The organism is Spirosoma daeguense, assembly GCF_054776875.1.
Map to the genome: position 1 here is coordinate 539,279 of NZ_BAAHBF010000005.1, position 24,409 is coordinate 563,687.

18 protein-coding genes and 1 riboswitch are annotated in these 24,409 nt (G+C 48.2%); of the genes, 4 read left to right on the forward strand and 14 right to left on the reverse strand.

The features are described from left to right. Positions 1 to 6: 6 nt before the first annotated feature. Together ACYVD4_RS18550 and ACYVD4_RS18555 are read right to left on the reverse strand one after the other, a co-directional pair. The gene (locus tag ACYVD4_RS18550; RefSeq protein WP_460948399.1) at positions 7 to 1,587 is read right to left on the reverse strand and encodes a DHA2 family efflux MFS transporter permease subunit; all 1,581 of its coding nucleotides are present in this window, start codon (positions 1,585 to 1,587) and stop codon (positions 7 to 9) included. 107 nt (positions 1,588 to 1,694) lie between these two features. Beyond that, positions 1,695 to 2,807: an HlyD family secretion protein gene (locus ACYVD4_RS18555; RefSeq protein ID WP_460948401.1), complete on the reverse strand. Its 1,113-nt coding sequence runs from the start codon at positions 2,805 to 2,807 to the stop codon at positions 1,695 to 1,697. Positions 2,808 to 2,986: 179 nt separating this feature from the next. Here ACYVD4_RS18555 and ACYVD4_RS18560 point away from each other — a divergent pair, with 179 nt between their 5' ends. Next, the gene (locus ACYVD4_RS18560) at positions 2,987 to 3,466 is read left to right on the forward strand and encodes a MarR family winged helix-turn-helix transcriptional regulator (protein ID WP_460948403.1); all 480 of its coding nucleotides are present in this window, start codon (positions 2,987 to 2,989) and stop codon (positions 3,464 to 3,466) included. Between the two features lie 165 nt (positions 3,467 to 3,631). Here the strand turns inward: ACYVD4_RS18560 and ACYVD4_RS18565 are convergent, their stop codons facing one another. From ACYVD4_RS18565 to purE, 5 genes are all read right to left on the reverse strand, one after another. Then, positions 3,632 to 5,341, reverse strand: a complete 1,710-nt coding sequence (locus ACYVD4_RS18565) for a PKD domain-containing protein (RefSeq protein WP_460948405.1) — start codon at positions 5,339 to 5,341, stop codon at positions 3,632 to 3,634. A gap of 31 nt (positions 5,342 to 5,372) precedes the next feature. Continuing rightward, complete coding sequence (locus tag ACYVD4_RS18570; RefSeq protein WP_460948407.1) at positions 5,373 to 6,332, reverse strand: PorT family protein; 960 nt, start codon at positions 6,330 to 6,332, stop codon at positions 5,373 to 5,375. 82 nt (positions 6,333 to 6,414) lie between these two features. Next, positions 6,415 to 6,846 (reverse strand): hypothetical protein, encoded by a 432-nt coding sequence (locus ACYVD4_RS18575; protein ID WP_460948409.1) that lies wholly within the window; start codon positions 6,844 to 6,846, stop codon positions 6,415 to 6,417. 714 nt (positions 6,847 to 7,560) lie between these two features. Continuing rightward, positions 7,561 to 8,361 carry a LysM peptidoglycan-binding domain-containing protein gene (locus ACYVD4_RS18580; RefSeq protein ID WP_460948411.1) on the reverse strand — a complete coding sequence of 267 codons (801 nt, stop codon included), beginning with the start codon at positions 8,359 to 8,361 and terminating at the stop codon, positions 7,561 to 7,563. 47 nt (positions 8,362 to 8,408) lie between these two features. Then, positions 8,409 to 8,897 carry a 5-(carboxyamino)imidazole ribonucleotide mutase gene (purE, locus tag ACYVD4_RS18585; RefSeq protein ID WP_460948414.1) on the reverse strand — a complete coding sequence of 163 codons (489 nt, stop codon included), beginning with the start codon at positions 8,895 to 8,897 and terminating at the stop codon, positions 8,409 to 8,411. Between the two features lie 325 nt (positions 8,898 to 9,222). Then, positions 9,223 to 9,424, forward strand: a riboswitch (cobalamin riboswitch). Between the two features lie 29 nt (positions 9,425 to 9,453). Here purE and ACYVD4_RS18590 point away from each other — a divergent pair. The 3 genes from ACYVD4_RS18590 to ACYVD4_RS18600 are packed head-to-tail and all read left to right on the forward strand — an operon-like array spanning position 9,454 to position 12,769. Next, entirely contained in the window at positions 9,454 to 10,650 is a 1,197-nt protein-coding gene (locus ACYVD4_RS18590) for an ABC transporter substrate-binding protein (RefSeq protein WP_460948415.1), read from the forward strand. After that, a complete protein-coding gene (locus ACYVD4_RS18595) occupies positions 10,650 to 11,738 on the forward strand; it encodes an iron chelate uptake ABC transporter family permease subunit (RefSeq protein ID WP_460948417.1) in 1,089 nt (362 codons plus the stop codon). The genes ACYVD4_RS18590 and ACYVD4_RS18595 overlap by 1 nt, the downstream gene beginning before the upstream one ends. Continuing rightward, positions 11,738 to 12,769 carry an ABC transporter ATP-binding protein gene (locus tag ACYVD4_RS18600; protein ID WP_460948420.1) on the forward strand — a complete coding sequence of 344 codons (1,032 nt, stop codon included), beginning with the start codon at positions 11,738 to 11,740 and terminating at the stop codon, positions 12,767 to 12,769. Before ACYVD4_RS18595 ends, ACYVD4_RS18600 begins: the two co-directional genes overlap by 1 nt. A 49-nt stretch (positions 12,770 to 12,818) precedes the next feature. On the opposite strand, the gene leuB is transcribed toward ACYVD4_RS18600, so the two are convergent. From leuB to ACYVD4_RS18635, 7 genes are all read right to left on the reverse strand, one after another. Further along, positions 12,819 to 13,892, reverse strand: a complete 1,074-nt coding sequence (leuB, locus tag ACYVD4_RS18605) for a 3-isopropylmalate dehydrogenase (RefSeq protein WP_460948422.1) — start codon at positions 13,890 to 13,892, stop codon at positions 12,819 to 12,821. A 33-nt stretch (positions 13,893 to 13,925) separates the two neighbouring features. Continuing rightward, positions 13,926 to 15,836 (reverse strand): malate synthase, encoded by a 1,911-nt coding sequence (locus ACYVD4_RS18610; RefSeq protein WP_460948424.1) that lies wholly within the window; start codon positions 15,834 to 15,836, stop codon positions 13,926 to 13,928. A gap of 23 nt (positions 15,837 to 15,859) precedes the next feature. Further along, a complete protein-coding gene (locus tag ACYVD4_RS18615) occupies positions 15,860 to 17,638 on the reverse strand; it encodes an L-lactate permease (RefSeq protein WP_460948426.1) in 1,779 nt (592 codons plus the stop codon). A 35-nt stretch (positions 17,639 to 17,673) separates the two neighbouring features. Further along, entirely contained in the window at positions 17,674 to 20,142 is a 2,469-nt protein-coding gene (locus ACYVD4_RS18620) for a TonB-dependent receptor domain-containing protein (RefSeq protein ID WP_460948428.1), read from the reverse strand. A 92-nt stretch (positions 20,143 to 20,234) separates the two neighbouring features. Further along, positions 20,235 to 21,500 carry an MFS transporter gene (locus ACYVD4_RS18625; RefSeq protein ID WP_460948430.1) on the reverse strand — a complete coding sequence of 422 codons (1,266 nt, stop codon included), beginning with the start codon at positions 21,498 to 21,500 and terminating at the stop codon, positions 20,235 to 20,237. Positions 21,501 to 21,786: 286 nt separating this feature from the next. Next, the gene (locus ACYVD4_RS18630; protein WP_460948432.1) at positions 21,787 to 23,262 is read right to left on the reverse strand and encodes an NAD-dependent succinate-semialdehyde dehydrogenase; all 1,476 of its coding nucleotides are present in this window, start codon (positions 23,260 to 23,262) and stop codon (positions 21,787 to 21,789) included. Further along, positions 23,262 to 24,392 (reverse strand): zinc-dependent alcohol dehydrogenase family protein, encoded by a 1,131-nt coding sequence (locus ACYVD4_RS18635; protein WP_460948434.1) that lies wholly within the window; start codon positions 24,390 to 24,392, stop codon positions 23,262 to 23,264. The genes ACYVD4_RS18630 and ACYVD4_RS18635 overlap by 1 nt, the downstream gene beginning before the upstream one ends. Positions 24,393 to 24,409: the final 17 nt, after the last annotated feature.

The window sequence follows — 24,409 nt, forward strand, 5'->3', positions numbered from 1 at the left end:
CAATGATTAATGCGCAGCGTCGGAAACCGCTTTGGCTGCGGCTGCGTCCATTTTTTTATTTTTGAGTAAGAACAGAAGTGGGAACGAAACCACGAAGAATAAGCCAGCCAGCCGGAACGTATCGAGATACGAGATCATCAGAGCCTGTCGTGAAATAATCAGATCGAGGTTTTTATAGGCTCCAGAAAGCGCATCTATGGCATTCACGCCTTTCGCCATGAGCGCCTGCGACATGGCATTCAACCGCTCGGTGGTCAGCATTTCGCCCGGTTGCAGATTCGACACCAGATCGGCCCGATGCACGGCGGTACGTTGCGTTACGTAGGTATTGGTGATGGCAATCCCGAACGCCCCACCAATTTGCCGCATCATGTTCACAATGGCAATGCCCGTCGGTAATTGATATGGCTCCAGTGTGGACACCGACTGATTAATCAATGGTACGTTTAGCAAGGCCAGCCCAATACCCCGAATAACCAGTGGCAGAATGAAATCTCCGCTGGTGGCATTCATATTGTAGGTCGACATCAGGAAACAAAAGCTGGCAAAAGCAATGTATCCGCCAATAACAATCGGCCTCGGCGAAACGCCCTTAGCCAACATTCTCCCCACAATAGCAAACATGGGCAACGTAACTAATCCACCCGGAATCAGCAATTTACCTGTTTGGGTGGCCGTAAATCCGACAACCCGTTGCGCAAACAAAGGATATAGTAATACCGACGTAAACAGGCCGTATCCAACAACAACAACCAGAATAGACCCAATAACCAGATTCTGATTCTTCATTACCCGCAGATCGACCACGGGACCTTTCGTTCCGCGCAGTTCCCACCAGATAAAGGCAGGGATAGTGGTTACGGCGGCAAATGCGAGCCAGCGAATGGTGCTATCGTCGAACCAGTCGTCAGCTTCGCCACGCTCCAGTACGTACTGTAGACTGCCAATACCAACGGCCAGAAACAGCATGCCTAAGTAATCGATGGGAATCGCCTTCCGGTTGATATTGATTTCGTCGGGTTTCTTTTCGATATAAGTCAGGCTAAGCAGTACCGCGATGATGCCAATCGGAACGTTGATGTAAAACATCCAGCTCCAGTGGTAATTGTCGATGATATAACCGCCGAGGGTTGGGCCAAGCGTTGGTCCAAGTACGATACCCATTCCGAAAAGTGCCGATGCCGTTGCCCGTTGCGAGGGCGGAAACGCGTCGTACATCAACCCCTGCGAGGTCGACAATAAAGCTCCTCCGCCTACACCTTGCAGGAAACGGAAGAAAACGAGTGTCCATAAATCACTGGCAAATCCGCACCCGTACGAAGCCAGCGTAAATAATATAATGGAGCCGATGTAGTAATTCTTACGTCCGAAATACCGTTGCAAAAAGCTCGTCATCGGAATCACAATGACGTTGGCAATGGCATACGACGTAACAACCCAGGATACGTCTTCGATGGTTGCGCCCAGATTACCGGCAATGTCATTTAATCCGACATTCACAATCGACGTATCGATCAGCTCCATGATGGCTGCTGATACCGCAGTAATAACCACGATCCAACGACCAAATCCGCTTTGTTGTGACATGATTTTTTTAAGTATTAGGAGTGAGTATTAAGTACTGAGAAGCACTCCAAAAGCTAATTTGAATACTTTCTCACTCCTTATTACTCGCTCCTCACTCCTGATACTAACTAATTAACTACCCGTACTTCGGCATCTACACTTAGGCCAGCGCGCAGCTTATTTTTGTATTGTTCCGGATTGAGAATTTCGATCTTAACCGGCACACGCTGGGTGATTTTCACGAAGTTACCCGAAGCATTGTCAGCAGGGAGCAGGGCAAAACGAGATCCAGTAGCTTCTGAAAGGGATGAAATACGCCCTTTAATGTCAAGATCGGGGTAAGCATCCAGCTTAATATCGACGGGTTGACCAACCTGCATTTTTTCGAGTTGGGTTTCTTTGAAGTTAGCCACAACCCAGAACGTAGAATCAGCAACAATCGTGAACAGATTCTGACCCGGCTGTACGTATTGTCCCGGCACTACGTTCTTCCGACCAATCTTACCCGCAATCGGGGCGGCAATGTGTGCGTAACCAACTTTCAATTTGGCATTATCGATAGCTGCCTGTTTCACTTTCAGGACTGCCTGAATTTTCTGAATATTTGCCAAAGCTTTCGCTACGCCTGCCTGCGCTACGCCCTGCGACGTTTTTGCCAGGTTAATCTGCTCTACGTTAGCGTCGTACTGACGTAGCTGAATGTCTACGTTGTTCTGCGTATCTTCCAGTTGTTTCCGCGTCAGCGACTGTTCTTTGTAGAGATTCTGATCACGTTGTAAATCCTGCTTTGCTTTGTCGCGACGAACGGCCTGTACCTGTGCATTCGATTGTGCTACGCGGGCATTCTGTGCTACGTTCCGAACATTAGCCTGTGCATTTTGCAGATCGGCCTGTGCGTTTGCGAGATCAGCTACCGACTGCTGATAATCGGCTTCTACCTGCGCTAGTGCTACGTCATACTCCTGCGGATCAATCGTAATCAGTGACTGACCGCGTTTTACCAGCGCGTAATCGTCTACGTTCACCGCTGTTACGTAGCCAGCAACACGTGCCAGTACAGGTGCCGAATTCCCTTCTATCTGCGCGTTATCTGTCGTTTCATATTGTTGCCCATGCCGGTACGCCTGATACCCAAAATACCCACCGATCAATACGACAAGGCTAATTATTATACGCGGCAGATACGCTGCTATACCGCTCTTTTCTTCTGTGGTTGCCATTTCTTTTGTTAGAGTTGCCATAGGTGTATTACTGTTTATACAGCAGTGATAAATGGCTTAGAACTTATCACGTAGTCAACTTGTTTGACTATCAACAGCAAAAGTAAACTGAGTTGACTATGAAGTCAAGCAGGTTGACTATATTTGTACAAACTTTTTGCTGATATTGTTTCGGATTAAAATATTTTAATGGAGTGTTCGTGGAAACAGACAATAAAAACTTTGATTTCGATCAGTTCCGTCTCATTCGGGATCGTTCGGTGGGGCGTTTATTCTGGCGGCTCAAGCGATATACCAGTAATTTCATAGAACCCCGCCTACATGCGATGGGTTTTACCGATTTTAAAATGAGCTACCTGATGTTTTTATCGAACATTGAGGAAAACGGTATCACAAACAATGAGTTAGCTAAACGTGCTTGTGTAACCAAGCAGATGATGAGCAAAATTGTTGGGTTGCTGGAAGCGGAAAACTATATCTATACCCAGAAAAATCCGGCTGATTCGCGTTCAAGCATCATTTTTCTGAACGAACGAGGAAAAGAGCTATTTGTAGCCCTGGAAAACTGTATGCGGGAAGCACGCACTAAATTCGACGGTATTGTTGGGCACGAACGCATGGAACAGGTTATCCAGACGATGGTTGAACTGGTCAATCAGTTAGAAAACGAAGAACAATGATTTAGAGGTAATATTCTCACTATCAGAATTTTAGCTAATTCTTTGAGCGTATAGTCATGTTACGTAGCCTTATATGAAACCGCCCTTTTGAGCGATATTTATATCACTCAAAAGGGCGGTTTCATAATTAATCTATTGACTGGTTGGCTGGTTCTCTGGAATTAGTTATTGTTTTTTCAAGTCGCTAAACTTGCCATATACAGACAGTGTATATTTCCCAATACCACTGGTGGTCGGGCCGGGAGTGATTGTTATTTTGTAGGTGCCTTTATTCACCACATTAACGAAATAGCCATAGTTGCTGGCAACAGTAGTATAATCGACACGGGTCCCAGTCGAATTATAGAGAGCTACACTGCCAACGATTTCCGGTGATCGCAGGCTGACATCTATAGGCGTATTATCTTCCGTCACAGTCAAGGTATAGTTAATAGTCCCGTTTTTGCCGATGTAACTGTCTGATTGAGTGGCCGAGTTATACACCGTCTGCTTTAGGTTTTGCACCTTGCCAAAAATCTCTAACGTATATGTACCAATTGCGTCGCGTGTACCTGAGCCAACATATAGCCCATAGGTGCCTTTGTTAAGTTTCGTAATTAGATACCGGGGCGTACCAGCAGGTAAAAGACCAAATGTGTAATCTGCTTCAGCACCAGCGGGATTTCGTAAATTCAACCATAAACTTAGGCCTGCAGCGGATACATTAATATCAGCGAACGTATTATCTTCTGTCACGTCGAAGGTATAATAGTGATTTCGGGGCGAAATTGGAAAGCGATTGCCGATGCCACCGCCACCGCCTTCTGCACCAAAACTAACGCTGGTTGCCTGAACACGATTGGCTGGTTGCAGTGTAAACTCAGAGGAAATGCCGCGCCCGGCCAATCGGAAGGCCCCAACGTCATTACGTTGACTCGTATAGATCATGACACTGTACGTACCGGCATTGGCTGTATTGTCCAATATAACCGAGCGGCCAGTGCCCCGGTTTAAAACTCGGTTACCCTGCGGATCATACAGAGCAATTCCCACGTTGATCTCTGACGAAGTGAGTGTAAATGAAATCGGCTGATTGCTCGTTGCTACGTTAAATGAATAAAACTTATTTCGGGGAGTATAATCAGTACCTCCACTCGAACCATCAGTGGAAGTCCAGCTCCCGTTGATGGTTCGAGTAGCCGGTGCGGTAGCTAAAACTGTCACATCTTGTGGCACAGGTGGCCATATACCATCAGTAATGGTCAGGCTCAAGACATACGTACCGACAATGTCGGCAGTGAACCCGGCAACGGCACTCTGTGTGTTGGTCAGTGTGGTGTTGCTACCCGTCGGCTTCGTCTTAATGGCCCAGGCATACGTCAGCTTATCTCCATCGGGATCACTGGATTTGCTGCCATCAATAGACGTTTGCTGCCCTGTTTCCACAGTCATCGATGTCGCTAAACTGATAACCGGTGGCTTGCCTGGCAATGATACCGTAAGGGTTATTTCGGTGGTTGATTTCTGGCCGTTTGCATCAGTAACAGTTAGTGCAATAATATACGTACCCGGTTTGTCGGGTATCAGCTCCGCTTTTAACGTAGTAGCATTGAGTAATGTAGCTTTACTGTCAGTAGGTGCTGTCTTGATAACCCATGCGTAGGTAAGCGTCCCTTGTCCGCCTGTGGCTGAAGCATCCAGTATTGTATTGGCATTTACCGTTCCGGTCATAACGGTGTTGGTTATGGTAATCACGGGTGGGGCGGGGTCGGCAGTTTTCTTGCAGCTCTGTAAGGCCAGATTTGACAGAGCCAACCAGAACATGAGAAGAATTCGGCCCTGGGCCACTTGACGGTAATTAACGGCCAAGTACTTAATAGTGTTGAGAAATTTCATACTGATAGATATAATTGCGGTTTAGGTCAGGCTAGTATTTCAACAGAAAATAACCAATACCAAAGCCTAACGTCCTGTTTTTCCAGGTTTCTCTTGTATTTATACCTGAATTGATATCGAGTAAACCTAGGTTGTAGAATACATTCAATGTAAGACCAGAAGGTAGGTCGACCCAGCCTGAAACACGTACTCCGGCGTCGGTTGTGCTGAAAAGTTTAGCGGCATCTACGGAATTCAAATTTGCATTTAGAAGCGTACCAAAATACCCACCACCACCTACCAAAAACTGTACGCCCGGTGTTTGAATTTTATATAAAAAATCAAACGGTACTTCGAGGTAATTAAGATTAAGGGTCAAGTTACTACTAGTAGAACTAGTGCCTTTTGATGAATACAAGGCGTGAGTACGAAAACTTCCTGCATTACCGATAGCTCTGTCAAATAGTAGTCCACCCCGAAAACCCAAGATGCTTTTAGAACCTTCTGTTGATCCATCAAAAGCTATTATAGCACTCTGACCACCTGCCCAAAGTCCGAAACGTGTCTTTTTTGAAGAGAATGATGATGGAGTCTTGTAGACAGGAGCCGGCGTGGGGGCTGAGGCAGGTTGAGTGGAGGTAGGCTGCACAGGGGCAGGCTGCACGGGAGCGTGTTGTGTAGGTGCTGGCTGGGCTGCGGTGGCAAACTGTTCTATTTCACCATTACTTCCATACTTGAGCGAACTGAAATCTGCTTTTTGTGATCGAAAAACGGGGCCGTCGAGGTTGTTGAATCGTTTGTAAACAATCTCTTTATCAGTGATTTCGATGACCCGAACTTCCTGTTGTGTCCCATCTCTGCGTATGAGTAGATCAGGCTTGGGAGTAGGCGCAGGGGGCGTCTTTACTACAGGCTTTTTAGTTGTTTGACGCGGGCGAGGTTGCGCATACGTAGTGGTTTGAAAGACAATAAGCAAACCGGTAACCAAAATGAAGTATATGTATTTGTGCATGACAATGCGGGATAGCTAAAAAAGATTTGTACTTGTTCAGTCAGCATGAGAAAATGAACTCCTCCAACCCTAGACCAATTGCTTACTTTTTTTGAAACACCAGTGTATCATCAATCTTGAAAGTCATAGTACGAGATTGGCTAAACGCAGTAAATTTGAGCGTCAGTTTATTACCTGTTATACTGCCGTTCAGATTCTGTAGATAAAGTTCCGACACGCTGTAATCAGGGTGCTGATACCCTTGGCCGGTGGCAATATTTTTGTTCTCGGCCTGAAATCCAGTACCGCTTACAGTAGCCGAAATAGAATTTGCCAGAAAATCACTAAGTATTAAAGCAGTTCCTGACTTACTAATGACAACTCCCTGAGAAGAGCTTAGCTGACCATTGGGCATGACCTCTGACCAGGAACCCACATACTGGTCGAGTGGATCGGGTTCCGATTTCTTGCTACAGGATGAACCCAGTACGATGAATATGAATACAACTAGCAGATTTGGGCAGAGCGTTTTCATGTAATTGGTTATAAAAGAATTCGTTTATCGTCAACGAGATCAATTTTAGCCATATTTTGAACACACGTTTTTTATAACTTCCCAAGTAACCTAGTTACTTTCCAAAATTCGGCAATTGCTTTCCGAACTATTTTTTGACTTACAATTTCAACGTTTAATAGACCGACAATCCGCCGTATGGAAAGGATATAATTTAGCCTCCGTTCAGTATGTAGGGTGGCTATAAATCTGGAAAATCGATAAAAATGCAGACAAATCCCCCAAAGCAGTTCTTCAAACTGATTATGAGCAAACTGGCCAGATTTACCGACGAACGATGCGGCAAATAGTCTGATTAAATGTCGAAACTACTGGTGAGAGGCAAATGGTTGGGGGTAACGTAGCGCCGATAAGATAAAGCCCGGAATGCCTGCTTGCAAAGAAGACTTAGGCCCAGTGGGCACTTTAATTGAAGCGAAAAAACGAGAAAAAAGCGGATCGGTTAACGTACAGATTCAGACAGGCTCAGTTTTTTCTGAATAGGTGAACCTGCTCCGATGCACATATGCCGTTTGGCAGTATAAAACCTCCAGCTTCGGGCGAGAACTCTCGGAAGTTAATATCAGGAGGTTCGCAACGATAAAAAAAGGATGATAAGGGATCGTTCCCTTATCATCCTTTTTTTATCGTTACGGCTACTCTACTGAAAAGTATCCTGACTATGAAATCTAAAACCTATTGTTTATCAGGAAACGGAATAATAAGCCTCTCCCCTCTTGTGGCAATATCTTTCTGCTTTTTGTTAGCCCTCATAATTGCCTCTTTGCTCACACCATATTTTTCCGCAACCACACGTAGTACGTCGCCAGCCCCAACGGTATGAACAGCCATCACTTTCACATTCAGCTTCGTGATTCCTGCTTTCACGTCCGACTCCGATACACCCGGATTCATATCCTTTAACGTACTGATTTTCATGTTATACCGATTGGCAACGCCATAAAACGTTTCGCCCGACCCAACCGTATAGGTGCTGGTTGTTCCGCCGGGTTTAATGGTTGGTTTTACAACAACTGTTTCCTTCGGTTTTTCCTCCTTCGGCTTCTCAACAGGCTTTTCCTCCTTAGGTTTTTCTTCCTTCGGTTTCTCGGCAACTTTTTCTTTTTCTGCAGCAGACGGTTTTCCACCGGTTGTTTCCCGATTATCTTCAGCAACTTCTTCGGCTACTGTATTCGCTTCAATAGCATCGGCAGGAGGTGCAGCCTGCGAAAGATCGACTGGTGCAGGTTGAGAGGACGTATCAACTTCTTCGGGAGCCATCAGAATTTCCGGACCGTTCTGAGCCAAAGGTTGCTGCGAGGCCGTATCCAACGCTACGTTCGTTAGTTCGTCAGAACCATTTGTATCGTCAACCAGATAATCATAGCCAATGTACAGCATGGCAGCTATGAGCCCTACGAGCACAGTAAGCGTAATAGCAGGCAAACTTGTGTTTTCGGCTTGGCGAGAATTAGTTGTTCGATTTACGTCTTCCATGGGTTAAATCAGTAATCAAAACTGGAGCATGAATAGTGTATCGTTGTTTACTGTCCACTATTCATCAACTGCTGGCTCATATCGGCCACTTTTTCCTTAAGTTCTTCTTTAAATTGAGCGAGTCGGCTGGCTACAGTTTCGTCAGAAGTTCCAACAATCTGCGCGGCCAGAATGCCTGCATTTCGAGCTCCGTCGAGCGCCATTGTTGCCACTGGCACGCCAGCCGGCATTTGTAATATTGATAACACCGAATCCCATCCGTCGATGGAATTGCTCGACTTTACAGGCACACCAATAACGGGTAACGTAGTAAGCGAAGCAACCATACCGGGCAAATGGGCCGCCCCTCCGGCTCCAGCCACAATTACGCGTATACCCCGGCTGCGGGCACCTTTAGCATAATCAACCATTTTTTCGGGAGTTCGGTGTGCCGACACAATGTCCATTTCCCACTTTACACCTAACGTTGTCAGAACGTCGGCAGCTTCCTGCATTACCTTGCGGTCGGAAAGACTGCCCATTATAATACCTACCATTCAGAGAATTAACTTGACTCTCTGCGAAATAACGGAGTTTATAGCAGAATCGCTCATCGTTTCTGCTAAATTTTCTGAATCTATCAATCCGTAAACAGATTTTATCGATAGCTTTCCTTGCTCCACTATCTCACTAGCAAAAACACATAAATTTAATCAATTAAGTATCAATTGTTTACACAACCAAAAAACGTACCAAAATTTAGTTTCGCATTTAGGATACGGTTTTTTTTATCATGCTATGTGGTCTCGCCTAAAAAACCGAGTGCTACGTACCGATGAACTAAAGAGAATCAGACTTACATTACTATCGAATCCTTTTGTTGTACCTTTGACGCAGGAAGGTAAAGGCGTTCATTTTAGTGAATGAATTAGCCAGTTTAATAGGGAATCCAGTGTAACTCTGGAACAGTCTCCGCTGCTGTAACTCCATTTTCAGAGTAACCAACCTCATATGCCACTGTTCAAATGGGAAGGCCGTTGGTTACTGGAGAAGTCAGAAGACCTGCCTTTTATCGAATTGATTAACGGCTTTCGGCAGAAAAGCTCATCAACTATGAATATGTGCAAACGTAGTTTCAGCCAGAGAAGGTTGTCCCTTTTTTTCTGGCTCAGTTTCTTATCCATTGCCCTTTCTGGACGTAGCGAAGCGGCACCAACTCCCGCAAAATCGGCCGAAATACCCAAGCCTAGTGCCAGCAATCAGGTAACGATTCAATACGCCAAAGGCTTTACAATCAGCTACAAAGGCCGATACAAAATCGTCTCTATTATCAATCCTTTTGAGAAAACAGTCGATACAATACGTTACGTATTGGTGCCGCGCGGAACTGTTGCCCCCAAAGGATTTGCCCGTAGTCAGGTTATCGAAACGCCGATACGTAGTCTGGTAGCTATGTCGTCGACACACGTAGCGTTGACGGGTTTTCTGGGCGTCGAGGATCTATTGGTTGGGCTGGGCAATCTTCAATACGTATCATCGCCCAAAGTTATTCAACGTATCGAAGCAGGTAAGGTTCGGGAAATCGGTCGAAATCAGTCGATTAACGAAGAATTACTTGTATCGATGCACCCCGATCTGGTAATGACAATGGGAAGCCCCACATCGCGAATGGATCGGTATACGATTTTGAACGGAGCGGGTATTCCGGTGCTGATCAACTCCGATTATATCGAAACTACGCCACTGGGTCGGGCCGAGTGGGTGAAGTTGCTGGCCGCATTGCTCAACAAAGAAAGTCTTGCGAATCAGAAATTTACACAGGTTGAACAGGAGTATAAACGACTCACAAATCTGGCAAAACAGACTCCGAACAAGCCAACGATTCTGAGCGGCATGAATTCGAAAGATGCCTGGTTCGTTCCTGACGCCGATAGTTACATGACCCGTTTTTTTCAGGACGCTGGCAGCAATTATCCGTGGGCAACTCGGCGAACAACAGGCAGTTTACCCCTCAATTTCGAAGCCGTTTATCCGGTGGCGTTAAAAGCAGATTACTGGCTTAACGTAGGCATGATGTCGGTCGATACGAAACAGCAAGTGCTGGCGAAAGATGCTCGCTACGCTGATTTTAAAGCGTTTAAGTCGGGCAAAATTTACACTTACAACAAGCGGGTTAACAGTCGCGGGTCGAACGATTTCTGGGAATCAGCCACCGTTAACCCGCAACTGGTGCTGGCCGATCTGATCAAGATTTTGCACCCGGAATTACTACCTAAACACGAACTGGTTTACTACACGCAACTGAAGTGATGAAAACCTCCGTTGCTACTACGTCTGCGTTTACGGACGCTCAAGCTGTTTCAATCTGGCGTCGGTTGATGCTTCCGGGTTTGGTGATTCTGGCCGTTCTTTTTTTTCTGGTAGATATTGGTCTTGGTTCGGTAGCCATTCCACTGAAAGACGTAGCACGAATTGTATTGCAGCAGGAATCCGATAATCAGGCGTGGCTGTATATCGTGCAGAAAATTCGTTTACCAAAAGCCATTACAGCCGTACTTGTGGGTTGTGGCCTGTCGGTCAGCGGATTGCAGATGCAGGCTTTGTTCCGAAATCCGTTAGCGGGTCCATCAGAATTAGGAATTACGGCGGGGGCCGGATTTGGCGTAGCACTGGTCATGTTAGGTAGTGGTGGTAGCACCAGCCTATACGCCATCCGACAATTGGGCATTTCCGATAGCTGGCTGCTGGTGCTGATGGCGTCGCTTGGTTCGGGACTGGTTCTATTGCTGGTGCTGTCGATTGGGAGTCGGATACGGGATAACGTTACGTTGCTGATTGTGGGCGTCATGGTCGGTACTATTACGTTAGCCGTTGTCAGTATCTGGCAATATTTCAGTCAGCCCGAACAACTTCAGGAATATTTACTCTGGACGTTCGGCTCGCTCGGCGGGGTTATTCAGTCGCATCTCTATGTATTATCGGGTGTAGTAGCAGTCGGTTTACTGCTGGCGTTTAGTTTATCTAAAGCCCTGAATGCCTTATTGCTGGGCGAAAATTATGCACGTAGCATGGGCCTGAATGTGCGCCAGAACCGACTTTTGATTCTACTCAGTACCAGCTTATTGACGGGCAGCATCACAGCCTTTTGCGGACCAATTGGGTTTGTGGGTGTTGCGGTGCCTCACCTGACCCGTTCGTTGCTGGGTACTTCTGACCATCGTTTATTGATTCCGGCAACCTGTTTGGTGAGTACTAGTTTACTGCTGGTTTGCGACAGCATCGCTCAGATGCCGGGCACACAGGCCGTGCTTCCGATCAATATCGTTACGTCGTTGCTGGGTGCGCCGGTAGTTATCTGGATCATTGTTCGTCGGAATAACCTACGTAGTGCTTTCTGATGAACGATCAACAATCCTTATTACGTGCCCAAGCGCTAACCATCGGCTATAAAGGCCGTCAATCACCCGAACGTATCGTTGCCGAATCGCTGGAACTGGAATTATTACCGGGGCAACTGGTTTGTTTGCTGGGACCAAATGGCGCAGGCAAATCAACATTGATGCGAACACTGGCGGGCCTTCAACCGCAACTAGACGGTCAAATTACCATCGATGGTCAGTCAGTAGCCACACTACGTCCGGCCGACGTAGCACGAAAGCTGAGTTTGGTACTTTCGGACCGTATCGATGCGGGAACTTTACGGGTTTGCGAGCTGGTTGCATTGGGCCGAACACCGCATACGGGCTGGCTGGGGAAGCTTTCTCAACAGGATAACGCGCTGGTTCAACAAGCCATGATGGACACCGATACGTTGGTTTTTGCCAATCGGCGGCTTCAGGAGTTGAGCGATGGCGAACGTCAGAAAGTGATGCTGGCTCGTGCGCTGGCTCAGGATACGCCCCTTATTTTGCTGGACGAACCAACGGCCCACCTCGACCTGCCTAACCGGGTAGAAATGATGCGACTTCTGCACCAGCTAACCCGCCTGACAAAAAAAGCAATTCTTCTGTCGACTCATGAGCTGGACCTCGCTTTACAAATGGCTGACAAACTCTGGCTGCTCAACCCAAAAGGTCAGTTATCAGCAGGTACACCGGAAGATTTAGTCTTGACAGGTGCCTTCGAAGCTACGTTTGATAAATCAGGCTTCTCTTTCGACCGGGCAACTGGTACGTTCCGGATGCATTCAAACGACGAAGGCCCGACGCTTACTCTCACAGGCGATGAACAACTTCTTTTCTGGACACGCCGTGCCATCCAACGGGAAGGATTTCGGGTAAATTCATCTGCTGAAACAGATTTAGATCTTAGTGCTACGTATCAGAATGGCGTTCCTGTCTGGCAGTATCAACGTAACGGTAATATACAATCTTATTACTCTATTGCGGATTTACTAGTGTCATTGCGGGCGTTTAAAAGAAAGAGCTAACCAAATCGATTAGCTCTCTAAACTTCGCTCCTAACCTAAAATAGTGGTATTAGATATAAGCCAACACCTGTTTTCCGATGGCTTCTGTACCCAGAATCTTTTCAGCAGGTGTCATTCCGTCGGCAATATCCCGCGTGCGGAAATCATTTTTGAGCAATTGGTCAACCGCATTGATAACCGTTTCGGCCTCAGCTTTCATGTTAAACGAAATATCGAGCAGTAGAGCAACAGAGAGAACAGAAGCCAGCGGATTGGCAACACCTTTGCCGGTAATATCATGCGCTGAACCGTGAATGGGCTCATAAACGCCGGTTCCATCGCCAATAGAGGCTGATGCCAGCATTCCCATCGAACCCGCAATCTGTGATGCTTCGTCGGTGAGAATATCACCGAACAAATTGGCAGTTACCACTACGTCGAACCGACGCGGGTCTTTGATGAGCAGCATGGCTAAGGCATCGGCATACTGATGTTCAACCGCTACGTCTGGATACTCAAGGGATATTTTCTGAATAACTTCACGCCATAACCGTCCTGTTTCCATTACGTTCGCCTTATCGGCAGAGCACAGTTTTTTTCGACGGCTACGTGCGGCCTCAAACGCTTTACGGGCAATGCGTTCAACTTCATAGCGGCTGTATTCGGCCATGTCAAAAGCGGTGTCTCCATTATTTTTCCGACCTTTTTCGCCGAAATACACATCCCCCGTCAACTCGCGAAAGAACAGAATATCAGCCCCTTTCAACACTTCGGGTTTTATGCTCGAAGCACCCAGCAACTCATCAAATAATTTGATTGGCCGAAGGTTGGCATAAAGCCCTAACTCTTTACGCATTCGAAACAAACCCTGTTCAGGACGTATCGGCGCACTGGGATCATTGTCGTATTTGGGATGCCCCACGGCACCAAACAGAACCGCATCCGAGTTCCGCATTTTTTCCAGTGCTTCATCGGTGAGCGGACTACCCGTTGCTTCAATCGCTACGTGCCCAATCAGTACGTCATCGTAGGTAAATTCATGCCCAAATTTATCAGCGATCTTTTCTAATACCTTTTTACCAACTACAGTAACCTCCTGACCAATGCCATCGCCGGGGGCGATAATGATGTGTTTTTTTGCCATTTCTGTTGCTTTTCTGCTAATGGTGTTACGTAGTTACAGGCTTACATCGGCCGTTTTTGATGACACAACAAAGTCCAGATTTTCAGTGATCCGTTTGCCGTCCTTTCGCAACGTATCCATATATAAATCGATACGTCGCTCGGCTTCGGCAAGGTCTGAATTGTTGAGGTTAATGTTCAGTAAATCGATATACCACGGACTTTTCAGCTTGCTTACTACGTAGTCTTCGGCAATGGCTTTGGCAATAGGCAACGTAGTGGTTTTGGAATCGTTGAATACGTCTTTATTGCTGGCGTTCAGCAATTTTTCGTATTCTTCTGCCAGCAAACGGGCAAATAATTCAGGCGTCAACGTATCACCAGCCGACGTAGCGGTTTCGGCATCTGGATCGGTGAACGTAGCGTTTTTGTGTAACCACTCCCACAGAATACTCAGCCGGATTTCGCCCGTTGCCATGTCTTCCATCAGGTAGAGAATGTCATCGTTCCCGAAAAAATCGGCGGGTTTTAGGGCGGCTGCCTGCATTCCCTGTCCGAACGCATTGCCGTATTGAAGAGCTACACTCAGCAGGTTACGCGCTCCCCGAATATCGCGGGGTGCTGGTTCCAGTTCCATCAATCCGGCTGCGTCCTGTTCGGTATAGGTCAGGCGGGGGAATTCGCGGCCTAATTGGTTCAGGTCACCTACTTTCTCCCAGACGGGCCGAACGATGTGCACCATTTTCCAATGGGCAACCCATTTGCCGCTGGCTCCGGCCTGTTGTTCCCGCTGGGCACCAGCAACCGCCTTCGCCATGCTGGCACTTACTCCGGCTTCTGAACCCACCGGAATATTCGGCTCCATACCGCCCTGCCAAAGCGCAAAATTTCCGTTCAGATCGGGCGTGTTTACGGCTCTGCGTACCCGATCTTCATAGTTGCGCATGTAGCCGTAGGTCATCGTAATGGATTCGATATTTGGATTGACAAAATCTTTGTCCCAAGCCAGCGCATCCGATACGCTATTAATGTAATCCCAACGTCCGGTGTTGAATCCGACAAAATGCTTGCCCAGCACCGCCCGAATTTCCATCAGTTGATGCGTCGCTTCCAGTTGTTCAACCAGTACGTATACCTTGATGGTACCGACAGGCAAGCCCAGATGAAGTTCGAGATCGCTCAGCAACGCATTCCAGACACCCGCTTCTTCAGCCGTCTGAATCTTAGGCAGATACAATACAATCGACGAACCTGCCTGTTGTAATGCCTGATGATTATTCGCTACGTAAAGTGCTACGTCGACAATGGAAGCGGCCATAGCTACACCATCTGCATCACGAATATGGCGGTCGTCAAGATGAAGACCACGCGCCCGAAAAATCTTGGTCGTAAAGTCGAGTTGCTCTTCCCAATTGTCAATTGTTTTATGGCCAAGAAACGACTCCGCCCATTTGTTCATTTCGGCGGCAACCTGCTCGGCAACCTTCAGAAAAACAGGATCTTTATGAATCGCCAGCTTGAGATTGCGCTGATTATCAAGTGACATGGTAGTAATCTGACCCAGTGCATCTTCCCCGTCGAACATCCAGCCATCGGCTCCCGACAGCAGTGCATATGCTACGTTCCGAATGCTGTTTTCAACGGGCGCGTTGGGTTTTGCCGCTGGTCCGGTGCCCTGAATCCATTGCCGTTGCAGGTCGTTCGGAATAACGGCTCCTTCAAATTTGCCATCGCGGGCATCCTGTACGTTGACGGTTGTTCCGGGAATTGTACTTTCAGGATCAAGGAACGTAATACGAGTCTGGGTTTGCTGACGCTGAGTCCGGCGTTGCATCCGGCTGTCCATCACCTCTTTAATACGTTTATTATACGGAGCCAGAGCCGCTAGTGCGTCGAGTGCCTGTGGCGTATATACATCGGGATACTTGTCCTGCAAATGAGGTCGGATGGTGAACATCGTATTCATAATAGCTAGTTGTGATCGTTAAATTAATGATGGGCAGTTTGTGATGTAGTTACCTTTTGCTGCCGATTTAAGAACAGAATGGTTAAGATAATAAATGCCAGCGCAACCGCCAGAATCAGCAGGTAGCTAAATCCTCGGGCCGCTTCCGAAACCGCTGCCGGGGCTTTGGTATCCAGCATCGTATAGTCTGGAATTAGCCAGGTTACTACGTATGCCTGTAACGTAACTAATACACAGACAATCAGCAGCATAATGAAGCTATGTTTGACCGTAAACCGAAACAGTTCAGACTCCCGGCCCGTCAGCCCAACCGAAGCCGTGCCGATGGCGATGGATTGGGGCGAAATCATTTTGCCCGTCACGCCACCCGATGCATTGGCACCTACCGTTATGAGCGGATCGATGCCGATAGCGTCAGCCGACGTGGCCTGAAGTTTACCAAACAACGCATTCGCTGAAGCATCGGAGCCTGTCAGGAAAACCCCAAGCCAGCCTAAAACAGGTGAGAAAAACGGAAACAAAACGCCCGTACTGGCTAGTGCCATGGCCATCGTCACCGACATTCCCGAATTATTCACCACAAACGCGAAACCAACCACCGACGCAATGGTGAGCGCGGGGAAACGCAATTGCCGCAACGTAGCGATAAATACACTGGCCCCATCCCGATAGCGCATCCCGATCAGGGGCATAGCAATCAGCGACGCAATAAGCACGGCCAATCCCGAATTCGACAGGTAATTGAACTCAAACGGTTTGATTTGCAGGAAACTACCATCTTCTTTCGTGATGGCATTCTCCAGACCGGGAATCATGAATTTTGTGGTTCCGATGGAGTTCAGAGCGTCTTTAACGGGCTGTAAACCCCACGCTACAATCATGAGGGTCATGATCAGAAAAGGCGACCATGCGCGGGCAACCTGTCCGGCTGAATACGTTAGCGTTACGTCGGTAGTCTGGGCGGGTTCTTCCTTAAAACGCCATACGTTTTTGGGTTTCCAGACACGTAGCAACAGCATCAGACTAATGAGCGAAGCCAGTCCGGCAATAACGTCCGGCAGCATCGGGCCCAGATAATTCGACGTGAGCCATTGAAAGAAAGCAAACGTAATACCGGCAACCAGAATCGCGGGCATTACGTCCATCGACCGTTTTACACCGGCCATAATCGTGACCAGATAAAACGGTACTACGACAGAAAGGAAGGGCAACGTTCGGCCAATGATCTGAGAAATCGCCATTTCTGGAATATCCGATACGTGCGAAGCAATGATGATCGGGATACCTACCGATCCAAACGCTACGGGTGCCGTATTGGCAATCAGGCAAACGGCAGCGGCATATAACGGATTGAATCCCAACCCGACCAGCATGGCCGCCGTAATAGCAACCGGAGCGCCCATTCCGGCTGAACCTTCGAGAAAAGCACCAAACGAAAACGCGATGATAATGGCCTGCAAACGACGGTCGGGCGTGATGGACGCCATAAACTGTTTTATAATCTCGAACTGCCCGCTCGCTACGGTAATGTTATACAGAAATACCGCGCCCAGAATGATCCAGCAGATTGGGAATAAGCCATACAAAGCTCCGTGCACAGCCGAAGCCAGGGCTATAGATACAGGCATTCCATAGACAACCAACGCCAGCACAACGGCGATTGCCAATGTCAGCAGACTGGATTGATACCCTTTCATTTTTCGGATGATCAACGCCCAGAAAATAAAGGCAATCGGAATAAACGCTACCAGCGCCGACAGGGCCAGATTTCCCAGCGGATTAATTTTTTGCACCCAGGTCATGGTGTTCGATACGGGTTTCGGTCAGGTAATAATTTTTACAGTTTGATGCCAAACGAAAGCATGGCGCTACGTCCGTCGGAACTCCAGATACCCGCTCCCGGATACATGGTCGGACGTTTGGTGAAGTACTGTCGGTTAGTGATGTTGTTGATACCCAGACGTAGCGTGTAATTTTTTGTCAGCCGTAACGTACCGTTCAAATCCCATAGACCGTAGGCGTGAACAATACCACGAGCCGCATTGGCCGATGGCGTAACGGTGTTGAACGGGTCGGCAAAACTCTCGCTCACGTAGCTGTACTGCAACGTAGCAAACAGCTTCCGATACTGAAACTGCACGCCGTTTCGGGTAATCCAGTTCGGCACACCTTCCAGTTTATTTCCGGTGATAGTGGTGTTTTCGTTGTTGTTGATAGCGCTGCCTTTGAGGTATTTCGCATCGAAATACGAGGTCGACGTGAAGAACGAAAGCTCGGTTGGCAGGCTGGCTTTGGTATCGATACGTAGTGGTTTGTATTCGATATAGATTTCGGCACCGCGTGTCAACGTATTACCGACATTGGTACGTAGCAAATAGGCCTGACTACTATTGTCATTTACTGATACCATGCCCATGCGGTTGTTGTAGAGCAGTTGAAAAATCCCAATATCGTATGTCAGCAGCGACCCGACATTGCCCGTTATACCCGCTTCCAGATTATAGCCAAACGCATCTTTCAGGTTTTTATCGACCCGTTCCAGCACCGAACCGGGAATAATATCTTTGAAAACTACGGGCCGATACGCCTGCGCAATGCCCGCATACAGCTTTGTATTCGCATTCGGATGATACTGCGCATTGATTCCCAGCAATGAGAACTGGTGGCGGATGCTGTTCGGCAAATCGACCGGGTTATAATAAGAAATCGTCCCCGTCATATCGGTAACGCCAGTCTCTATACGTAATCCGGGCGAGATCGTAAGTTTAGGCGTTATGTATAGCAGATTTTCGAGAAAGAAAGCGATGTTCTTCGTCTTCATGTACATATCGCGACCGAAAACAGGGTCGGTAACGGTCAGGTCGAAATCGCTGCCGGTGGTTCCTTTACCCAACTGCCGACGGCGCAGATTATTCTGCATATACTGCACACCAGCGCCTACTACGTTTGTCAAACCGGCCAGACGATACTGATGCACAACTCTCAATTCCGACGTAAAGCTGTTGAAATTGTCGATGTCGACCTGACGAGCCCGATACTGATTGGTGGCCGGATTGATCGTATCGCGCACCGTAGCAAAAGCGTCGAACATCACACTGTTACGTTCGCCATAAACGCCCGAGTTTGTCCAGCGGAGCCGGGTCGATGGGCCAATTTTCCAGTCAAGTTGCAACGATGGTACGTAGATGTCCGGGTTGAAATAATTGCGCGAACGGGTCGACTGGCGCGGGTCCTGCGCAAACTGAGCGTCGGTGAGCGGACCGGGAATCTGGTAAACATAAGCCGAGCGACCCAATTCAGCTTTTACCTGCACCGACCGACTAAACGCATACGACAGGCTAATAAACTGGGATTCAGCATCGGACCGGGCGTTTTTGCGATACCCGTTCGAATGACGTTTCTGATAATAAGCCGAATAGGTCAGCTTCCCAATTTTGCCGCCGATGGCATTGTACGAACTGAACAATCCAAATGAACCGGCTGTATTGATGCTCTCGAAACCGAACGCACGGCTCGTATCGGGCGCTTTTGTTACGTAGTTGATCATCCCGCCAAACTGCGCTCCGTATTGCAGCGAAGCCGATCCACGCACTAATTCAATACGTTCGACAGATTCCATAGCCGGGCTGTAATGGCTGGCCGGATAACCATACATGTCTGAATTCGTGATGATTCCATTCTGGCGGATATTGTATTCCCAGGAACGGTGCGGATCTAGGCCGCGTGTCGAGATGTTGATCTGGTTACCGCTTCCGTCCATATCGTAAACGAATACGCCGGGAATCTTGGCAAAAATCTGTCGGCCTGTTTTCTCCGAAATATTCCCATTTACGGCTTCCATCCGAATCACTTCATTCTTCTTCCCTGCCGTCAGATACACATTATGCACATCGGGTAGCCGGTCGACCTGAACGCTGTTTTTTCGTTCTTCAATCGTCACTTCATCCAGATTCACAACGCTTTCTTTCAACGTAACGGCAATCGGCGCTGACTGACCTTCTGCTACGTTCACCCTGACTTTCTGACTGATAAACCCAACGTTCGAAACGTGCAATGTATACGTACCAGACGGAACCGATTCTATGCTAAACGTACCGGTTTGATTGGTCGTAGCTCCTTTTTTCAGCTCAGTGATACGTACCGAAACGCCTTCAATGCCAGTTCCCTGTTCGTTACGTATCTGTCCAGTCAGCGTCGATTGCGCCCATGCCGAATGAACCGAAACGGCAATCAACAGCGTAAACACTACGTAGACAAAACCACCCAGAAAGACCATAGAAATCCCATTAGTACGAAACCGTTTCATTGGATAGTCAGGAAATTGATTGACGATTTTATCTCCAGCACTTACTCGGTTGACAAAACGGCGTAATTGCTTTTTTGCCTTTGCTTCGGCCCTTACTCCTCCAGAAAATTGAGATCTTTCCCAAATGTTTCTTCCATTCTCCAAAGGCCCATATAGGCGATCAGGATGGTCAGAAAACCCAGCAGCGCAGCTCCATTTACAATGCCTAACTGGTCTTTAAAAAGCAGAAACAAAGGCGTCATGATGTTGATACTTCCACGCACAAAGTTTGGTACAGTTGTCGCAACGGTGGCCCGGAGGTTGGTGCCAAATTGTTCGGCGGCAATGGTTACGAACAGTGCCCAATAGCCTACCCCAAAACCAAGCCCGACGCAGATGGCATAAAACACCGTGGACGACTGAAACGGCACGTAGAGATATACAACAACCAACGTAGCAGTCAGGAAGAGAAACAATCCCAGCACCTTTTTCCGACTGTTCAAGTACTGGCTGATCACACCACTCGACAAATCACCGATGGACAGACCGATGTATTCCCACATAACGGCTTTACCCGCCGTAATAGGTTCGCTCAGTCCCAGAGCTTTACCGAATTCGGGCGCGAACGTCATCAGAATACCGGCAACAAACCAGACGGGTAAGCCAATCAGAATGCAGCGTAGGTATTTCATAAACTGCGGTCGTGATGCAAACAACTTGAAGAAATTGCCTCGAGAAACAGTCTCTTTTTCTTTTATATGCGAGAAAATACCGGATTCGACAACGCTAACGCGCATCACGAGCAACAACAAACCCAAACCGCCACCGATGAAGTAAGCATTCCGCCAGTCAAACTGATCGGCGATGAAATATGCCAATACCGCGCCTAACAGACCGACCGACGCCACCAGCGACGTACCGTAACCCCGGATTTCTTTCGGCAGAATTTCGGCAACCAACGTAATACCCGCGCCCAGTTCACCCGCCAGACCAACGCCCGCAATGAACCGCAAAGCCGCGTACTGATCAACTGACGTAACAAAACCGTTGGCAATGTTAGCCAGCGAATAAATGAGGATCGACCCGAACAACACCGATAACCGCCCTCGCTTATCGCCCAAAATTCCCCAGAGGATTCCGCCTACCAGCAAGCCAGCCATCTGCATGTTAATCAAATAGATACCCTGCGGCAGCATATCGGCATCAGCAACATTCAGATCTTTCAGGCTCTGCACCCGAACAATGCTGAACAGAAGCAAGTCGTAGATGTCGACAAAATAGCCAAGGGCCGCAACGATGACCGGAATCTGTAATACCTGACGTACCAGCGAAGCACTTGGACGTACCTTAGGTTTTTTCTCGTAGATAGGTTCAATCATGTCTTCGTTTGTTAATTAATATGAATCATGCCTTACTGGTTGAGATCGTTTTTAACCCCATTCTAAGTCCTGTAGCTGGAGTTTTAAAATGACCACCCCCTGCCCCCTCCTAAAACAGGAGGGGATGGTGCAGAAACGACCCTTTTCAGGAACCCCCTCCTAAAACAGGAGGGGGCAGGGGGTGGTAAATAGTTGATAACAAGCCTGATTAATCTGCCCTACAGAGAGGTATTCAGGGCAGGACGCTTTGTCAATCTGTTAAATAATTAACAATCAATGGATTACGTTATCCAATCCCACCAAAGCACATATACTTAACTTCCGTGAAATAATCCATGCCGTATTTGGAACCTTCTCGCCCAATACCCGACTCTTTGACGCCCCCAAACGGCGCCACTTCGGTCGAAATCATGCCGTCGTTGATGCCCACCATGCCACAGTCCAGCGCTTCGGCAACCCGCCAGCATCGCTTGATGTCGCGGCTATAGAAATAGGCGGCTAATCCATAAGGTGTTGCATTGGCCTGTTCAATTACTTCCTGTTCATCGGTAAATCGAAAGACGGGAGCCACCGGACCAAAGACCTCATCCTGAGCGATAATCATATCCGACGTAGCATCGACCAGAACCGTTGGCTGAAAAAACAGACCGTCCAGCGGTTGCCCACCGACAATCGTTTTAGCGCCTTTCGAAATGGCGTCATCCAGATGTCGTTTTACTTTGTCAAGCCCTTTTTCGTTAATTAATGGGCCGATTTGTGCGTCTTCGTCAAGCCCATTGCCCACACGTAGTGCCGCTACCGCTTTAGCCAGCTTATCGATGAACGTATCATAGATCGCATCATGCACATACAGCCGATTCACACACACGCAGGTCTGTCCGCTGTTTCGAAATTTCGACGCCATTACGCCTTTTATGGCCGCATCTAAATCGGCATCTTCGAACACGATGAAAGGCGCATTACCACCCAATTCCAGCGATATTTTCTTCAGATTCGATGCGCATTGCTTCATCAGCAGTTTGCCCGTAGCCGTAGAGCCCGTAAAGGAGAGTTTCCGAACCTTACTATTCTCACACAGTTCCAGCCCAACTTCGCTGTTGTTTGAGGTGGTAATGGTGTTGTAAACGCCCGGTGGAAATCCAGCTTTTTCGGCCAGTTCTGCAACAGCCAATGCTGTTAATGGTGTTTCGGAAGGTGGTTTTACGATGACCGGACAGCCAGCCGCCAGTGCTGGACCAACTTTCCGGGTAATCATGGCCAGCGGGAAATTCCAGGGCGTAATGGTTGCTGTTACGCCAATCGATTGCTTCACGACAACAATTCGTTTGTCTTTGGTATTGGCCGGAATCACATCACCATAGGTACGTCGGGCTTCTTCGGCAAACCAGTCGATAAACGACGCGCCATATTCCACTTCACCCCGGCTTTCAGCAATCACCTTGCCGCATTCCAACGTCATGAGCCGGGCCAGTTCTTCCTTGTTTTCCAGAATGAGATTGTACCATTTACGTAGTAAAACCGCCCGTTCTTTAGCCGTTTTGTCACGATAAGCGGGCCAGGCGTTATGCGCTGCATCGATGGCTTTCCGCACATCGCTGGCGTCCATATCGGTTACCGTTGCCACTACGTCGCCTGTGGCCGGATTCACTACGTCGAACGTAGCGCCACTGGCCGCGTTTACCCACTGACCATTTACATACGCCTGTGTTTGGATAAGCGAATTTGCGGTCTGAAAATCCTGAGAAGTGCTGGTTGCAGTCATTAGTCAAAAGTGATTATCTGGCGGATGGCTTCACCTTTCGCCAGTCGTTCAAAGCCTTCATTTACCTCGTCAAGGCGTAACTTGTGTGTCATTAACTTATCGACCGGAAGCCGCCCTGCCTGATATAACGAGATGTAAGCGGGAATGTCCCGTGCGGGTACGCAACTGCCAATGTAAGAGCCCTGAAGTGTTCGCTCGTCGGCAACGAGTTTTGTCGGCGATAGCTGGATCATTTTGCTTGGGTGTGGTAGACCTGCCGTTACGGTTTTCCCGCCCCGCGCCGTAGCATTATAAGTAAACTCCAACGCTGGTACGACTCCGGCAAACTCAAACCCAATCTCTACTCCACCTCTGGTCAGGTCTTTCACCTGCTCCACCGCGTCGGGCTGCGACGAATCGACAACGGCGGTGGCTCCTAACTCCAGCGCCTTTGCCAGTTTATCTTTATTGACATCCGCCACGATAACCTTGCTCGCACCACCCGCCAAAGCACCCAGCAGAGCTGCAAAACCAACCCCGCCCATACCCGTAATCAATACGGTCTGACCAAGCGATAATTTAGCCGTATTGATAACAGCTCCTACCCCAGTCATGATGGCACATCCAAACAGAGCGGCAATATCGAAGGGCAGTGTCGAATCAATTTTCACGACCGATTTGCGGGATACCACACTGTATTCGGCAAACCCTGATACGCCCATATGATGATGTACTACGTGTTGGTGTTCATCGCGAAGCCGCAGTCCTCCATTCAGCAACTCGCCTTTGTTGTTGGCCGCAAGACCCGTATCGCAAAGGGCTGGGCGACCTGTCATACAGGGCATGCAATGACCGCAAATCGGTAAAAACGAAAACACTACGTGGTCGCCAACCGCCAGGTCATTCACACCGGGGCCTAGCTCAACAACCTCGCCAGCGGCTTCGTGACCCAGTGCCATTGGCATCTGACGAGGCCGGTTTCCGTCGATAACCGACAGATCGGAGTGACACAATCCAGCCGCTTTTATCTTCACCAAAACTTCACCCGCCTGCGGAGGCTGTAGGTCAACTGTATCTATCGAAAGGGGTTTACTGGTCGTGTATGGGCGCTCTTTACCCATTTCGTGCAAAACGGCGGCTCTGATTTTCATGCGATTAAGGGTAATGA

Excerpts from the sequence above, each read along its gene's own strand:
- ACYVD4_RS18550 (WP_460948399.1), bottom strand. The coding sequence starts at position 1,587 with ATGTCACAACAAAGCGGATTTGGTCGTTGGATCGTGGTTATTACTGCG.
- ACYVD4_RS18555 (WP_460948401.1), bottom strand. The coding sequence starts at position 2,807 with ATGGCAACTCTAACAAAAGAAATGGCAACCACAGAAGAAAAGAGCGGT.
- ACYVD4_RS18565 (WP_460948405.1), bottom strand. The coding sequence starts at position 5,341 with ATGAAATTTCTCAACACTATTAAGTACTTGGCCGTTAATTACCGTCAA.
- ACYVD4_RS18570 (WP_460948407.1), bottom strand. The coding sequence starts at position 6,332 with ATGCACAAATACATATACTTCATTTTGGTTACCGGTTTGCTTATTGTC.
- ACYVD4_RS18575 (WP_460948409.1), bottom strand. The coding sequence starts at position 6,846 with ATGAAAACGCTCTGCCCAAATCTGCTAGTTGTATTCATATTCATCGTA.
- ACYVD4_RS18580 (WP_460948411.1), bottom strand. The coding sequence starts at position 8,361 with ATGGAAGACGTAAATCGAACAACTAATTCTCGCCAAGCCGAAAACACA.
- purE (WP_460948414.1), bottom strand. The coding sequence starts at position 8,897 with ATGGTAGGTATTATAATGGGCAGTCTTTCCGACCGCAAGGTAATGCAG.
- ACYVD4_RS18590 (WP_460948415.1), top strand. The coding sequence starts at position 9,454 with ATGAATATGTGCAAACGTAGTTTCAGCCAGAGAAGGTTGTCCCTTTTT.
- ACYVD4_RS18595 (WP_460948417.1), top strand. The coding sequence starts at position 10,650 with ATGAAAACCTCCGTTGCTACTACGTCTGCGTTTACGGACGCTCAAGCT.
- ACYVD4_RS18600 (WP_460948420.1), top strand. The coding sequence starts at position 11,738 with ATGAACGATCAACAATCCTTATTACGTGCCCAAGCGCTAACCATCGGC.
- leuB (WP_460948422.1), bottom strand. The coding sequence starts at position 13,892 with ATGGCAAAAAAACACATCATTATCGCCCCCGGCGATGGCATTGGTCAG.
- ACYVD4_RS18610 (WP_460948424.1), bottom strand. The coding sequence starts at position 15,836 with ATGAATACGATGTTCACCATCCGACCTCATTTGCAGGACAAGTATCCC.
- ACYVD4_RS18615 (WP_460948426.1), bottom strand. The coding sequence starts at position 17,638 with ATGACCTGGGTGCAAAAAATTAATCCGCTGGGAAATCTGGCCCTGTCG.
- ACYVD4_RS18620 (WP_460948428.1), bottom strand. The coding sequence starts at position 20,142 with ATGAAACGGTTTCGTACTAATGGGATTTCTATGGTCTTTCTGGGTGGT.
- ACYVD4_RS18625 (WP_460948430.1), bottom strand. The coding sequence starts at position 21,500 with ATGATTGAACCTATCTACGAGAAAAAACCTAAGGTACGTCCAAGTGCT.
- ACYVD4_RS18630 (WP_460948432.1), bottom strand. The coding sequence starts at position 23,262 with ATGACTGCAACCAGCACTTCTCAGGATTTTCAGACCGCAAATTCGCTT.
- ACYVD4_RS18635 (WP_460948434.1), bottom strand. The coding sequence starts at position 24,392 with ATGAAAATCAGAGCCGCCGTTTTGCACGAAATGGGTAAAGAGCGCCCA.